12 protein-coding genes are annotated in these 13,767 nt (G+C 73.8%); 5 read left to right on the top strand and 7 right to left on the bottom strand.

The genetic code is table 11. From position 1 onward, the window contains the following. Positions 1-22 precede the first annotated feature (22 nt). Both ACZ58X_RS37635 and ACZ58X_RS37630 read right to left on the bottom strand, forming a co-directional pair. A complete protein-coding gene (locus ACZ58X_RS37635) occupies positions 23-265 on the bottom strand; it encodes a hypothetical protein (protein WP_470338070.1) in 243 nt (80 codons plus the stop codon). A gap of 37 nt (positions 266-302) precedes the next feature. Then, positions 303-1,124 carry an NAD(P)H-binding protein gene (locus tag ACZ58X_RS37630; protein WP_470338069.1) on the bottom strand — a complete coding sequence of 274 codons (822 nt, stop codon included), beginning with the start codon at positions 1,122-1,124 and terminating at the stop codon, positions 303-305. A 79-nt stretch (positions 1,125-1,203) separates the two neighbouring features. Between ACZ58X_RS37630 and ACZ58X_RS37625 the strand changes: the two genes are divergently transcribed. Further along, positions 1,204-1,617, top strand: coding sequence for a winged helix-turn-helix transcriptional regulator (locus ACZ58X_RS37625; protein ID WP_360230548.1), 414 nt, complete (start codon positions 1,204-1,206; stop codon positions 1,615-1,617). 34 nt (positions 1,618-1,651) lie between these two features. Here ACZ58X_RS37625 and ACZ58X_RS37620 read toward each other — a convergent pair whose 3' ends face one another. After that, on the bottom strand, positions 1,652-2,530 hold the full coding sequence (locus ACZ58X_RS37620) for an SDR family oxidoreductase (protein WP_470338068.1): 879 nt from the start codon (positions 2,528-2,530) through the stop codon (positions 1,652-1,654). 190 nt (positions 2,531-2,720) lie between these two features. Between ACZ58X_RS37620 and ACZ58X_RS37615 the strand changes: the two genes are divergently transcribed. After that, positions 2,721-3,656: an ATP-grasp domain-containing protein gene (locus ACZ58X_RS37615; protein WP_470338067.1), complete on the top strand. Its 936-nt coding sequence runs from the start codon at positions 2,721-2,723 to the stop codon at positions 3,654-3,656. A gap of 21 nt (positions 3,657-3,677) precedes the next feature. On the opposite strand, the gene ACZ58X_RS37610 is transcribed toward ACZ58X_RS37615, so the two are convergent. The 3 genes from ACZ58X_RS37610 to ACZ58X_RS37600 all read right to left on the bottom strand — a co-directional run bounded on the left by ACZ58X_RS37610 (position 3,678) and on the right by ACZ58X_RS37600 (position 7,387). Continuing rightward, positions 3,678-4,955 carry an alpha/beta hydrolase family protein gene (locus tag ACZ58X_RS37610; RefSeq protein ID WP_470338066.1) on the bottom strand — a complete coding sequence of 426 codons (1,278 nt, stop codon included), beginning with the start codon at positions 4,953-4,955 and terminating at the stop codon, positions 3,678-3,680. A 186-nt stretch (positions 4,956-5,141) separates the two neighbouring features. After that, on the bottom strand, positions 5,142-6,353 hold the full coding sequence (locus ACZ58X_RS37605) for an acyl-CoA dehydrogenase family protein (protein ID WP_470338065.1): 1,212 nt from the start codon (positions 6,351-6,353) through the stop codon (positions 5,142-5,144). A gap of 5 nt (positions 6,354-6,358) precedes the next feature. Further along, the gene (locus ACZ58X_RS37600) at positions 6,359-7,387 is read right to left on the bottom strand and encodes a phosphotransferase family protein (protein WP_470338064.1); all 1,029 of its coding nucleotides are present in this window, start codon (positions 7,385-7,387) and stop codon (positions 6,359-6,361) included. Between the two features lie 198 nt (positions 7,388-7,585). On the opposite strand from ACZ58X_RS37600, the gene ACZ58X_RS37595 reads away from it, so the two are divergent. Both ACZ58X_RS37595 and ACZ58X_RS37590 read left to right on the top strand, forming a co-directional pair. After that, the gene (locus tag ACZ58X_RS37595; RefSeq protein WP_470338063.1) at positions 7,586-8,533 is read left to right on the top strand and encodes a trypsin-like serine peptidase; all 948 of its coding nucleotides are present in this window, start codon (positions 7,586-7,588) and stop codon (positions 8,531-8,533) included. Positions 8,534-8,662: 129 nt separating this feature from the next. Next, positions 8,663-9,925 (top strand): polysaccharide deacetylase family protein, encoded by a 1,263-nt coding sequence (locus ACZ58X_RS37590; protein WP_470338062.1) that lies wholly within the window; start codon positions 8,663-8,665, stop codon positions 9,923-9,925. 233 nt (positions 9,926-10,158) lie between these two features. Here the strand turns inward: ACZ58X_RS37590 and ACZ58X_RS37585 are convergent, their stop codons facing one another. Then, the gene (locus ACZ58X_RS37585; protein ID WP_470338061.1) at positions 10,159-12,165 is read right to left on the bottom strand and encodes a transglycosylase domain-containing protein; all 2,007 of its coding nucleotides are present in this window, start codon (positions 12,163-12,165) and stop codon (positions 10,159-10,161) included. Between the two features lie 188 nt (positions 12,166-12,353). On the opposite strand from ACZ58X_RS37585, the gene ACZ58X_RS37580 reads away from it, so the two are divergent. Then, a complete protein-coding gene (locus ACZ58X_RS37580; RefSeq protein ID WP_470338060.1) occupies positions 12,354-13,463 on the top strand; it encodes a hypothetical protein in 1,110 nt (369 codons plus the stop codon). The last annotated feature ends 304 nt before the right edge of the window (positions 13,464-13,767 follow it).

The raw sequence follows: 13,767 nt of genomic DNA, 5'->3' as shown, positions 1-13,767 counted from the left end.
GGGCGGCCCGACCGCAAGTGGCTCAACCGCCGTGCCGGGCGGACTCGTTCTCCTGCGCCAGCCGCCGCAGCGCGAGCAGCGCCGGCTCCAGGAGGACGGTCCGCAGCAGGGCCCGCTCGGCCTGTTCCAGCGGGTCGGCGGCCGGGTCGAGCTGGTCGAGGTCGAGGACGGCGGTCCGCTCGGCCAGTTCGGCGTAGCCGCGCAGGGTGGCCGGGTCGAGTGCGGCGCCGAGCGAACGCAGGGTCTCCAGGGTCTCGCCGAGCACGCCACGGCCGGGACGGGCCCCAGGGCCGGGACGGACCCTAACGCCCCGCGACGACCTCCAGCGCCGGGCGCGGCGGGCGGCCCAGCAGCGCCGCCAGGTCCCCCGGCCCGCCCGGCCCGGCCAGGAAGCCGTGCGCGATCGCCGAGTAGGTCCCCACCGTCATCGGCACCTGGAAGTCGCGCAGCGCGTCCGAGGCCGCCAGCGCAGTCCGGGCCTCCGCGAGCCTGCCCGGGCGGTACTCCGCGCCCAGCACCTCCGCCACCTCCGCGCCGCCCACCGCCCGCTCCCCGACCAGCTCGTACGTCCGCCCCGCGTGCGCGGCGGGCGCCAGCGCCACCTTCACCGCCGCCTCGGCCAGGTCCGCCCGGGCCACGGCCGCCAGCCGCCCCGCCCCCAGCGGCGCCGTGATCACCCCGTCCGGGCCGGGCGCGGCGATCGCGGCCAGCAGCTCCGCGTAGAGGCCGTTGCGCAGCACCGTCCAGCGCAGCGTGCCGGACTCGCGCAGCCGCCGCTCCGTCCAGCGGTGCGCCAGCGCGTACGGCAGGTGGTCGCCGTCGCCGGAGAGGCTGGTGTAGACGACGTGCTCGACGCCCGCCTTCTCGGCCGCCTCGATCGCCGCGCCGTGCCGGGCGATCACCACGTCGTCCTCGGCGGCCCCCGCCGAGATCAGCAACAGCGTCCGTACCCCGTCGAAGGCCGCGGCCAGGGCCTCCGGCCGGTCGAAGTCCACCAGCCGGACGGGCACCTCGGCCTCCACCGCGCCGGGCGTCCGGCTCCCGGCGACGACATCCGCACGGCCCGCGAGGCGCTCCAGGACGAGGGAGCCGAGACCTCCGTTGACACCGGTGACGAGCAGCATGTTTCTCCTCCAGATGGCTGGTCGTTGAAGACGTGACCATCCTCGGTAGCCTGGGCGTCCGGCGTAAGGAGGCACTTCCATGTCAGTAGGGCACACCGCGGTAACCACCCCCCGTCCGGTGGTCTGGTGCGACGACGGCGTCGACTGCGGGATCCGCGACCTGCTGACCCGGCTCGGCGACAAGTGGTCCGTCCTCGCCGTGGTCGAACTCGCCCAGGGCGTACGGCGGTTCCGCGAGCTGCAGCGCGCCCTGCCGGGGATCTCGCAGCGGATGCTGACCCTGACGGTGCGCCGGCTGGAGCGCGACGGCCTGGTCTCCCGGACCGTCCACCCGACCGTCCCCCCGCAGGTCGAGTACGAGCTGACCCCGCTCGGCCACAGCCTCACTCACCTGGTGCGGGCGATGGTCGACTGGTCGTACGACCACCACGACGCGATCCTCACCTCCCGACAGGAGTGGGACGACGCCAACCCCGGCTCGGAGATCCGCTAGCGAAGCACGACGCGGCCGGCCACGGTCGAGGTGGTCACGAACCCGGCGCGAACGCGGTGGCGTGGTCGGCGGCCCACTGACGGAACGTTCGCGGGGCCGTCCCGAGGATGTCGGCCACCGCGGTGGTGACGTGTGCGGGCGGTCCGACCGCGGCGGCCCAGGCGGCGAGCAGCATCTCGACGACCGGGCGGGGCGCCGTGCCCTCCGACAGGCTCCGAAACTCCTCCGGCGTCATCTCCTCGAACGCGATCCGGCGCCCCAGGGCGGCACCGATGGCGTCCACCTGTGCGACCTGGCTCAGCGACTCGGGGCCCGTGAGGACGTAGTCACCTCCGGCGTACCCGTCCTGGTGGAGTGTCCGGGCCGCGACGGCTGCCACGTCGCGGTCGTCGACCGGTGCCGTCCGCGCGGCACCGTAAGGCCATCGGACGACCTCGCCGCGCCGGATCGCGGGCGCCCACCAGGCCAGCGAGTTCGACGCGAGCATCCCCGGCCGGATGATCGACGACTCGAGTCCGGTGGCCGCGATGAGCCGCTCGATGTCGGCGTGCAGCGCCGCCATGGGATTGGGCTGCTGGAAGAAGGGGTGCGGGGTCTGATGCGGAGAGGAGAGGAAGACGACCCGCCGCACGTTGGCCGCCAGCCGCTCGATGACTGCCGCGGCGCTCTGCGGCGGGGCGGTCCAGACCAGGAAGACCGCACCGGCGCCCCTCAGCGCCGGGTCGAGCGACTCGGGCACGGTCAGGTCACCGGCGAAGACCTCGACCTTCGCCGGCAGCGTCGCCGCCGCCTCGGAGCGATGGGTCAGCGCGCGGACCGGCACGCCCGCTTCGAGGAGTCGGTCGATGACGATGCGGCCGATCCGACCCGTCGCGCCGGTGACGAGCACGGGAGGAATGATTGTGCGATTCATGCCACCCATGAAATCCTTACCTGGTTAAAAACGCAACTTGGTAAGCAATTGCCTCGGTTCCATGACGGTCGGCAAGCTGGTGCTCACCGTTGACTGACGGCGGCACGGGGCGGTTTCGGCCAGATCGCCACGCCCGGTGGCTCGCAAGGCGTCCTTGTCCGGGGCGGCCGCGCACCGATTCGATGGCCCCATGGGCCGACGAGACCTCGTTCTTCTGACCGATCACAGCTCGACCGAGGGCACCCGGGACGCGATGGCCACCGCCGCCCGGCGGCTGACCGGTCGCGAGCCCGTCCTGCTGGACGCGCGGCACTTCATGACGGATGGCTCCCGAGACGCCACCGGCCGGATCGAAGCCGTGGGCCACGGTACCGTCCGGCTGGAGGCCGAAGGGCGTGTCGTGACCACGGACGCGGTGGTCGTCTACGAGATCCCGCCGCACCGGCGCCCCGCCTTCGCCCACTGCCAGCGGCAGTTGCGCGCGGCCGGCGTCCGCTCGCTCGGCACCGACGTCGAGGCCTGGCGCGCGGCGACCGAGAAGGACCTCACGGTCGAGCGCTTCACCCGCGACGGCGTGCCGCACATGCCGACGATCACGCTCTCCCGGCCGAGCCCGGAGGCCGCCGTCGAGGCCTTCGAGCGGCTCGGCGGCGACGTCTGGGCCCGGCCGTGCGTCGGCATGGGCGGCGACGACGTCTTCCACGTCACCACCCACGCCCAACTCGCCGCCGCCGCACGACACTACGCGGATCTCGACGAAGCCTGGCTGATCGCCCGGGACGCCCGGAACTTCACCGCCGACGGGCAGCGCCACCAGTACCGGGTGGTCGTCCTCGGCGGCCGGGTGGTCCGCGCGACGGAGCACGTCCAGGCGGACCCGGAGGCGCCGTGCAACGAGTGCCGGGGCGCCGTCTCCACCCTGCTGGAGGTCGACGAACTCCCCCCGGATCTCGCCGAGTTGGCGATCCAGGCGACCAAGTCCCTGGGCCTGCCGCTGGCCGGCGTCGACCTCGCCGCCGAGAGCGGCGGCGTGGTCTTCGAGGTCAACGTCCACCCGGCCTTCGGCCGCACACGCGGGGTGGACCAGATCGCCGTTCCGTACGTCGCGGCGCACCTGCATTCCTGAAGCGAGGTGTCGTGGCACGGGCTACCGCTCGTACGTCATCTCCGGGAAGCGGGCCGAGGGACCGTCCAGCAGGTGGTCGTCGTGGCCGCGCAGCCAGCGGTCGAGGAAGGACGCCACGGAGGAGCGGGTGGCGAGCTCGGCCCGGTCGGGGCGGACGTCGCCGACGTCCCCGGCCAGCGCCTCCGGGGTGACGGCGCCCTGGCGGGCGAGCAGCGGCAGCAGGGACTGGGCGTCGGTGTAGGAGCCGTGGCGGGAGCCCTCCAGGGTGAGGTCCGCGTGCCAGCCGGTGCTGTGCTGCCACAGGGCGTTCCAGCCGGGCTGTCCGTGGTAGCTGCCGGAGTCCTCGCTGCGGGTGCCCATCAGCAGGAACGGGCGGTCCAGGCCGTCCTCGACGAAGTCGGGCAGGAAGACGCCGGTGCGGCCGTCGGGGCCGGGGAAGTGCAGCTGGCCGTCCAGGTTGACCGCGGCCGCGATCCGCGGGTCGTCGTGCATGGCCTGGAGGGCGGTGAAGCCGCCCGCCGAGTGGCCGACCATGCCGATCCGGTCCAGGTCCAGCGAGGCGCCGACGCCGGCCGGCAGGCCCGGGGCCCGGCGCAGCCCGGAGAGTTCGTCCAGGACGAAGCGGGTGTCCGCCACCCGGGCGGCCAGCGACTTGCGCAGCACGGCGCCGACGTCCAGTCCGGGCTGCTGGAGCATGGCGGGGAACACCGAGGTGGCCAGGTCCCCGTCAGGGAAGGCGACTTCGGAGGCCTCGTAGGTGTGGTCGACGGTGACGACCACGTAGCCGCGCGAGGCGAGGTCCTCCACCAGGGCCGTCCCCCAGGTGCGCGGGTCGCCCAGCCCGGGCGAGTACAGCACCACCGGGCGGGGGCCGCCGGGCCGGGCCGGGGCGTCCCGGCGGGCGTGGGTGAGGATCCCCGACCAGTCCGTACTGCCGGGCCGTACCTGGTAGTTGAGCTGCCCGACCCCGGTGTCGCCGCCGAAGTGCGCCCCGGCCGCGGGCTCCATGTAGCGGGCCCGCTCCCCGCCGGTGGCCGGGCGGGCGGTCGGGTACCAGAGACTGACCATCAGCTCGCGCCCGCGGCCCGGTTTCCAGGGGTCCTCCCGCCCGGCGTCGCTCAGCCGCAGCGAGGTCGTCCCGATCGGGTACGGACCGGTCGGCCGCGGCAGCCAGGCCGTGGCCTGCCGCCCGCCCCCGCCGTCCACCGCCGGCGCCGCCGCCCCCGGCGCAGCCGTCATCCCGAGCGTCGCCGACGCCGCCAACAGCACCGCCGCCACGGCCCGTCCCCGCCTGCCCATGCCTGCCTCCTCGTCCCGATCGGTCACCGGACAGACGCTACGGGCGGGGCGCGCCGGTGCCGTCGTACCGGGGAGCCAAGTCCCCCTGACTACCCCGGTATGACACCCTTACGGGCCAGGCGGGGGCGACCCGGGGCCCTCCCGCCCGAGGTGGCCCCGGCCGGTCCGGGTCCGTCGTGCAGGTGCTCAGCGGTACTGCTTGAGCTCCCGCCGGGCCAGGGAGCGCTTGTGCACCTCGTCCGGCCCGTCGGCGAGGCGCAGGGTGCGGTTGCCGGCCCACAGTTGGGCGAGCGGGGTGTCCTGGCTGACGCCGGCGGCGCCGTAGGTCTGGACGGCCTTGTCGAGGATCCACTCGACCGTGCGCGGGGTGGCGATCTTGATGGCCTGGATCTCGGTGTGCGCGCCGCGGTTGCCGACGGTGTCCATCAGCCAGGCCGTCTTGAGCACCAGCAGCCGCAACTGCTCGATGCGGACGCGCGATTCGGCGATCCAGTCCTGCACCACGCCCTGCTCGGCGAGCGGCCGGCCGAAGGCCACCCGCTCGCTCGCCCGGCGGCACATCAGCTCCAGCGCGCGCTCGGCGATGCCGATGGCCCGCATGCAGTGGTGGATCCGGCCCGGGCCGAGCCGGGCCTGGGCGATCGCGAAGCCGCTGCCCTCCTCGTCGATCAGGTTCTCGACGGGCACCCGGACGTCCTCGAACAGCACCTCGGCGTGGCCGCCGTGGTCGGCGTCGTCGTAGCCGAAGACCGTCATGCCGCGCTTGACGGTGAGGCCGGGGGTGTCGCGCGGCACCAGCACCATGCTCTGCCGGCGGTGCACGGCGGCGTCCGGGTCGGTCTTGCCCATCACGATGAAGACCTTGCAGTCCGGGTTCATCGCGCCGGTGATGTACCACTTGCGGCCGTTGATCACGTACTCGTCGCCGTCGCGTTCGATCCGGGTGGCGATGTTGGTGGCGTCCGAGGAGGCCACCTCGGGCTCGGTCATCGCGAACGCGGAGCGGATCGCGCCGTCCAGCAGCGGCCGCAGCCAGCGCTCCTGCTGCTCGGCGCTGCCGAACTGGGCGAGCAGTTCCATGTTGCCGGTGTCGGGGGCGGCGCAGTTGAGCGCGGGCGGGGCCAGCTGGATGCTGCGGCCGGTGATCTCGGCGAGCGGGGCGTACTGGAGGTTGGTGAGCCCGGCCCCATGCTCCCCCGGAATGAACAGGTTCCACAGGCCCTGCTTGCGGGCCTCCGTCTGGAGGTCGGCGACGACGGGCGGGACGCTCCAGGGTTCGCGGGCGGGGTCGGCCAACTGCCGCGCGAGGACGGGCTCGGCGGGGTGGACGTGCTCGGCCATGAACGCGAGCAGCTGCTCGCGGAGCACGTTCGTGCGGGCGTCGTAGGCGAAGTCCATGGTTCTCAGCCCTCCTTGAGGGTGGTCAGTCCGTGCCGGGCGAGGATCGGGGCCATCTCGCCCGCGCGCTCGAAGCCCGCGCCCAGGGTGCGGCCCTGCTGGAAGCGGTAGTGGATGCCCTCGGCGACGGCGGCCAGCTTGAACGAGGCGAAGGCCACGTACCAGTCCAGGTCGGCGGCCTGGCGGCCGGTCAACTCGGCGTAGTACGCGACGATCCCGTCGGCCGCGGGGAAGCCGGGGGCGGTCATGGCGTCGGGGATGATGCCGCCGCCGACGCCGGCCAGCTCGGTGTACATCACCAGCAGGCCGATGTCGGTGAGCGGATCGCCGAGGGTGGACATCTCCCAGTCGAGGACGGCGGTGATCGCGTCGGAGTCGTCGACCAGGACGTTGTCGAGCCGGTAGTCGCCGTGCACCAGGGCCGGCGCGGGCGAGGCGGGGAGGCGCTCGGCGAGCAGGGCGTGCAGCCGGTCGAGCTGGGGGAGGTCCCGGCTGCGGGACTTCTCCAGCTGGGTGGACCAGCGGCGCAGCTGGCGCTCCAGGTAGCCCTCGGGCCGGCCGAAGTCGCCGAGGCCGACGGCGGCCGGGTCGATCCGGTGCAGGGCGGCGAGGGTCTCGACCAGGCGGCGGCCGAGCGCCGCGACCCGCTGCTCGCCGAGGCCGGCCAGGGCCTTGCGGTCCCGGTGGGCGACGCCGGTGACGTGCTCCATCAGGTACCAGGGCGCGCCGAGCACGTCGGTGCCGTGGTCGATCAGCAGCATGCCCGGTACGGGCACCTCGCTGTCCCGCAGCGCCGACATCACCCGGTGCTCGCGCCCCATGTCGTGCGCGGTCGCCAGCACGTGCCCCAGCGGCGGTCGGCGCAGTACCCAGCGTCCGGTGCCGTCCGTGAGCACGTACGTCAGGTTGGAGCGGCCCCCTTCGATGAGCTCGGCCCGCAGCGGGCCCCGGACGGTGCCGGGCAGCTCCCGGTCCAGGTGGGCGCGGAGGCGGGCGAGGTCCAGGCCGGGCGGGTCGGCGGGGGTCGGCGGCATCGGGCGGCTCCTCGGGGACGACGGAGGGTTGACTAAGCGCTTGCTTAGCATTCAGGGGAGGCGCTCCCGTGTCAATGGCACCCGGCCCGGGCCTGGGCCGAATGCCGCCGTTCCGGCCCCACTTGCTGACGGGTTCGCGACAATGCAATCCAGGTGCCGACGGGTACCGCGTCGCACGGACGAGAGAGGGACGACCCCATGGCGTACGGGACGAGAACCGTCAGGCGGGCGGCGACACTCGCGACCGCCCTGCTGGCACTGGGCGCCGGCCTCCTCCCGGCCGCCTCCGCCGCAACGCCGGACCCCGAGGGACCGAGCGCCTACTGGACACCGGCCCGCCTGGCGGCCGCACTCCCCCAGGACACCGGACCCGCCGCCCCGGGCACGGCGGACGGGCCCCGCCCCGGCGAGTTCATCCCGCCGAGCCGCAGCTTCGACGGCATCCCCCAGGCGGGCGCGTTCTTCTGGACGGACGCCGACGGCACCGGCCGCACCTGCAGCGGCTCCGTGGTGCACAGCCCGGGCCGCGACCTCGCGCTGAGCGCGGGGCACTGCCTCAAGGGGTACGCCGGCCGGGCCCCGAAGCGGCACCTGGCGTTCGTGCCGCAGTACCACGACGGGCGCACGCCCTTCGGCGTCTTCCCGGTCCGGGCCGACGGCGTGTATCTCGCCCAGGAGTACTACGACCGGGGCGAACACGCGGGCGCCGCCTACGACTTCGGCTTCACGGTGACGGAGCCCAACCAGGCCGGGCAGCGCCTGGAGGACGCGACGGGCGCGGTGCGCCTGCTGACCGGCACGGGGTACGTCCACCTGCCGGTCCGGATGATCGGCTACCCGGGCGGGTCGCAGAAGCCGCTGGAGTGCCTCGGCCGGACCACCCGCTGGGCCAGCGACGACCCCGCCGACCCGGGCACCTTCCAGCGCATCGCCTGCGACGCCTTCACCGGCGGCACCTCGGGCGGGCCGATGCTGGTGCCGCGGCCGGGCGGCTGGGCGGTGGTCGGCGTGATCGGCGGCTACCACACCGGCGGCAACACCCCCCAGGTCTCCTACAGCGCCGCCTTCGGCCCGGCCGTCCGGGCCCTGTACGAGGCCGCCGTCAGCGGCGCCCCACCGGCCGGCCCGCGGCCCGTCGCGGGGTAGGCCCGCCGACCGTCCGGGCACCCGCCCGAAAATTCGTACGACGTCCCGTGCAACGTTTCCGACGGCTCAGGTCATCGATCAAGGAAGAACCCTGTGTGATCGAAACTGTCGCCGAAGGAAAGGGAATCCGTGCGGACTGCTCGCGGTGCGGTCGTCCTGCTGGCCGTGGGGGTCGTCGCGTCCCTCACGCTCACCACGGGGGACTCCTTCTCCGAGAGCAGACCGAACGCCGCCGCCCCCGATCCCGACCCGACCGCCGCGGAGGCGAGCCCCACCGACACCCCGGCGCCGACGCCCACCCCGACCCCGACGCCCACCTGGGACGGCCAGGTCCACGTGCTCGGGGACGGCTCCACCTCCTACACCGGCCCGCAGCCCAAGCAGCCGAAGCCGGAGAAGCTGAAACCGGGTGAGAAGCCGCCGCAGTTCGTCGTCTTCTCCTGGGACGGCGCCCTGGAGGGCGACGACCACCTGTTCTCCCGCTTCCGCAAGCTGGGCGCGGACAACAACGCCCAGATGACGTACTTCCTGAGCGGCCTCTACACCCTGCCCAAGTCCAAGCGCTCGCTCTACCACCCGCCCCGGCACAACGCGGGCGACGCGTCCATCGACTACGCGACCGACCCGCACATCAAGGACACCCTGGAGCAGCTGCGCCTGGCCTGGCTGGACGGCAACGAGATCGGCACCCACTTCAACGGGCACTTCTGCGGCGCGAAGGGCGGGGGCGAGTGGAGCACCGAGGAGTGGCGGAGCGAGCTCGACCAGGCCGTCTCCTTCGTCACCAACTGGAAGACCAACACCGGCTTCAAGAACCTCCCGCCGCTGCCCTTCGACTACACCAAGGAGCTGGTCGGCGGCCGCGCGCCGTGCCTGGAGGGGCAGAAGAACCTGCTCCCGGCCGAGAAGGCCGCGGGCTTCCGCTACGACGCCAGCTCCCCCGGCGAGTTCCAGGTCTGGCCGACCAGGAAGGGCGGCATCTGGAACTTCCCGCTCCAGATGCTGCCCTTCCCGGCCAGGTCGTCCCAGGGCCTGTCGATGGACTTCAACTTCCTGGCCGGCCAGTCCGGCAACACCACCAAGGGCGACCCGAAGAAGTTCACCGACTGGGAGAAGGAGGCCCGGGACAGCTACCTGGCCGGCTTCAACCGGGTCTACAACGGCAGCCGCGCCCCGCTGTTCATCGGCAACCACTTCGAGGACTGGAACGGCGGCATCTACATGGACGCCGTCGAGGACGTGGTGAAGAACGTCTGCCACCAGGACGGCGTCCGCTGCGTCTCCTTCCGCCAGGTCGCCGACTGGCTGGACGCCCAGGACCCGAAGGTCCTCGACAAGCTCCGCCAGCTCGACCCCGGCCAGCCGGGCGACTGGTCCCGCCTGACCAAGTAGCCCACCGCCACGGCCGGTTGCGGGGTGGCGCCGCGACCGGCCGGCCCCCGGCACCGGCGGGCCACGACGCCGTCGGACGCGACGGGCCCCGGGCCCGGAACTGCTGGAGTGCTCGGTCAACGGCGCGCCGACGGTGGCCGCGTTCGACGTCCCGGACGGCCGGGTGTGCCGGATCCGGGCGGTCCGGCACCCGGAGAGGCTCCGCCCGGGGGCGCGGTGGACGACGGCGGCCGCTACTGCCCGGCGGTCTTCATGAACGCCGTCCAGATCCGCCCCGGCAGGTCCGAGTCCGGGGTGTCCGGCGCGGCCCCGCCGATCCCCTCCAGGGACTGCAGCTTCATGTCCTTGAGGTCGGCCCGGAAGACCGTGACCGCCGTCGACAGCTGCCCGTTGTAGCCGATGGTCCACCCCGCGGTGCGGTCCGGGGTGGTACCGGGCTTCGCCGCCAGGCCGGCGCCCGCGCCCGCCACCGCCTGGGCGCTGCCGCCGCGGACCGCGCCCTTGAGGGCGGTGTCCACGTCGGCCGCCACGGCCGCGGGCAGGGCCTGGGCGGCGGTGGGCAGGCGCAGGTCGACGGGCGCGCCGTTGCGGGTGACGCCCAGCACGGAGTACGGGTCGGTGTGGCTGCCGCCGGATCCGAAGGCGGCGTAGGCGTCGGCGGCGCGGATCGCGCTCGGGGTGGAGTTGCCGACGCCGAAGGCGGGGACGAGTTCGCCCAGGCTCTCGGGGAGCAGGCCGAGGGCCGCCGCGGTCTGCTGCACCTTGTCGAGGCCGACGTCCATTCCGAGCTGCATCATCGGCCCGTTGACGGACTGTTCGACCGCGCTGCGCAGGCTGACCTGGCCCCAGTTCCGCTTGCCGTCGTTGGCGGTCTTCACGATCTTCCCGTCCCGCCCCCAGTACGGCCCCTCCGGGGTCATCACGTTGACGCCGTTGTCGCCGTCGTACGTCGTGCCGGGCGTCACCGGGGACCGGCCGCCGTCGCGCCGGCGCTGCACGCCCTGGTCGAGCCCGGCCGCGTACACCAGCGGGGTGAAGGCCGAACCCATCGGCACGGTCGAGGTGTTGGCGTTGTTGAAGCCCTGTTTGCGGTAGTCGGGGCCGCCGTAGAGGGCGACGATCCGCCCGTCGAGGGCGACCGAGGCGGCGCCGACCTTGAGCAGTCTGTCGGCCTCGCGGTTGTCCGGGTCGAGGCCCTTGGTGGCCTCCTGCACGGCCGCGGCCAGGGCGTTGACCTTCGCCTTGTCGAAGGTGGTGCGGATCTGGTAGCCGCCGAGGTCGAACTGGGCCGGGGTGATGTCGCTGTGGCTCTCCACGAAGCCCCTGGACAGGTCGACCAGGTAGCCGATCTGGCCGGCGAGCCCGGCCGCCTTGGGCGGTGTCCGCGGCTCGGGGAACACCGTGTACCGGGCCCGCTCGGCGGCGGAGAGCTTGCCCGCGTCGACCATCCGGTCCAGGATCCAGGACCACCGCTCCACGGCCCGCGCGTGGTTCGCCTCGCTCAGCGCCGGGTCGTACTGCCCGGCGCCCTTCAACAGGGCGGCAAGGAAGGCCCCTTCGCTGGGGTCGAGCTGCGACACGTCCTTGCCGTAGTACGCGGCCGCGGCCCGCTCGATGCCGTAACTGCCGCGCCCGAACCAGCTGGTGTTCAGGTAGCCGGCCAGGATGTCCTGCTTGCTCATCCGCTGGCCCAGCTTGACCGCGATGACCATCTCGCTGAGCTTGCGGGAGACGTCCTGGCGCTGGTTCAGGTAGGTGTTCTTGACGTACTGCTGGGTGATGGTCGAGCCGCCCTGGGTGTCGCCGCCGGTGGCCATCTCGTAGACGGCGCGGCCGATGCCGCTGAGCGAGACCCCCGGGTCCGAGTAGAAGGTCTCGTTCTCGGCGGAGAGCACCGCCCACTGGACGGACTCGGGCACCTGGCTCAGCGGCACCTCCTGCCGGTTGGTCTCGCCGATCCGGGCCATCTCGGTGCCGTCCGCCCAGTAGTAGACGTTGTTCTGCTGGGTGGCGAAGGCGTTGAGGTCGTCCGGGACGTGCGTGGTGGCGTAGAACCAGCCCGCCAGCCCGGTCAGCACCGCCGTCCCGAGACCGGTCGTCAGGAGCAGCTGCCGCCAGGAGGGGAGCCAGCGCCGGACCCCGCGCCGCCCGCGGCGCGGGTAGTCGATCCGCCGCAGCGGTCGCCACCTCCGGCGTCCGGTCCGCTCCTCCTCGGCTTCCCCACCCTGCTGTGCGCGCATCCGGTCTCCGATCTCCTGGGGCTGCCCCCTCCACCCCGTTAGATGCCGTACCGGCCGTCCTTTGGACGGGCGAGATCGGTGTGATCATGTTCATACCGGGCGGGGGAACCGAACCGCACCCGGGAGATCCGCGCCCTGACCGGGGGCTTCGCACCGCACTGCCGACCGCCTACCGCCACAATGTCGCCATGAGGTTGATCCACACCCTGATCGGCGTGCTGCTGCTCCTGCTCGTCGTGGGCAGCATCCTGCGCACCCTGGTCGTCCCCCGCGGGCTCTACTCGGCCCTGGTGTTCCGGCTCTGGGCGCTGCTGCGCACCGCGCTGCGGCTGTGGGCCACCCCCTTCGGCACCTACCGGGCGCAGGACCGCGCCCTGACCTGGCTCGCCCCGCTGGTGCTGCTCGGCATGCTCACGGTCTGGCTCAGCGGGATGCTGCTCGCCTACACCCTGCTGCTGCACGGCACCTCGGAGCTCAGCTGGTCGATCTCCATCCGGGAGGCCGGCTCCAGCCTCTTCACCCTCGGCTACGCGAGCGGCGAGCGCCTCCAGCTGTCCGCGATCGACTTCATGGCCGCCGCCAGCGGCCCGCTGGTGATCGCCCTGCAGATCGCCTACCTGCCCACCCTGTACGCGGCCTACCAGCGGCGCGAGACCGAGGTGACGCTGCTGCAGTCCCGGGCCGGTGAACCCGCCTGGGGCCCGGAGCTGCTCGCCCGCCAGTCCCTGGTCGACACCGAGACCGCGCTCCCCCAGCTCTACCGCGACTGGGAGCGGCTGGCCGCCGACATCGGCGAGAGCCACTCCAACTACCCGGTGCTGCTGGCCTTCCGCTCCCCCCAGCCCAACCGCAGCTGGGTGGTCGGGCTGATCGCGGTGATGGACGCCGCCGCCCTCCACCTCGCCCTCTGCCCGCGCTCCGCCCCGCCCGAGGCCCGGCTGGTGATCCGGGCCGGTTTCACCGCGATGCGCGACATCGGCCGCGCGCTGCGAATCGACTTCGACGCCGACCCGGACCCGGACACCCAGATCCGCCTCAGCTACGCCGAGTACCTGGGCGCCGTCGCGATGATCACCGCCGCGGGCTTCCCGCGCGAGCGCCCGGTCGAGGACGCCTGGCCTCACTTCCGCGGCTGGCGGGTCAACTACGAGGCGCTGGCCTACGAACTGGCCCGCCGCGGCGACGCCGTCCCCGCCCTGTGGACCGGCCCGCGCGACTTCCGCGCCCCGATCATCCCGCCGGCCCGCCCCACCGACCGCCGCCCGGAGTCCGCCGCGCCCGGCCTGCCGCCGGCCTGAGGGATCGCGGCGGCCCGGGAAGCCGCAGCAGCCCGGGTACCAGCGGACCGGCGCCGGCTCGGCCGCCGTCCGGGCCGCCCTCGACGCGGCCCGGGAGCGGGGCGAGCGGTACGTCGTCGTCCTCGGGCACCCGGCCTACCACCCGCGGTTCGGCTTCTGACGGACGGGTGGGGGGGGGGGGGGGGGGGGGGGGCCCCCCCCCCCCCTCCCCCCCCCCCCACCCCCCCCCCCCCCCCCCCCCCCCCCCCCCCCCCCCCCCCGCCCCCCACCACCCCCCCCCCCCCCCCCCCCCCCCCCCCCCCCC

Source organism: Kitasatospora sp. NPDC040550 (assembly GCF_055594965.1).
The sequence above is the reverse complement of the archived record's forward strand: the minus strand, read 5'-3'. Positions and strand labels throughout refer to the sequence as shown.

Coding starts and splice junctions, on each gene's coding strand:
- ACZ58X_RS37630 (WP_470338069.1), bottom strand. CDS start 1,124: ATGCTGCTCGTCACCGGTGTCAACGGAGGTCTCGGCTCCCTCGTCCTG.
- ACZ58X_RS37625 (WP_360230548.1), top strand. CDS start 1,204: ATGTCAGTAGGGCACACCGCGGTAACCACCCCCCGTCCGGTGGTCTGG.
- ACZ58X_RS37620 (WP_470338068.1), bottom strand. CDS start 2,530: ATGAATCGCACAATCATTCCTCCCGTGCTCGTCACCGGCGCGACGGGT.
- ACZ58X_RS37615 (WP_470338067.1), top strand. CDS start 2,721: ATGGGCCGACGAGACCTCGTTCTTCTGACCGATCACAGCTCGACCGAG.
- ACZ58X_RS37610 (WP_470338066.1), bottom strand. CDS start 4,955: ATGGGCAGGCGGGGACGGGCCGTGGCGGCGGTGCTGTTGGCGGCGTCG.
- ACZ58X_RS37605 (WP_470338065.1), bottom strand. CDS start 6,353: ATGGACTTCGCCTACGACGCCCGCACGAACGTGCTCCGCGAGCAGCTG.
- ACZ58X_RS37600 (WP_470338064.1), bottom strand. CDS start 7,387: ATGCCGCCGACCCCCGCCGACCCGCCCGGCCTGGACCTCGCCCGCCTC.
- ACZ58X_RS37595 (WP_470338063.1), top strand. CDS start 7,586: ATGGCGTACGGGACGAGAACCGTCAGGCGGGCGGCGACACTCGCGACC.
- ACZ58X_RS37585 (WP_470338061.1), bottom strand. CDS start 12,165: ATGCGCGCACAGCAGGGTGGGGAAGCCGAGGAGGAGCGGACCGGACGC.
- ACZ58X_RS37580 (WP_470338060.1), top strand. CDS start 12,354: ATGAGGTTGATCCACACCCTGATCGGCGTGCTGCTGCTCCTGCTCGTC.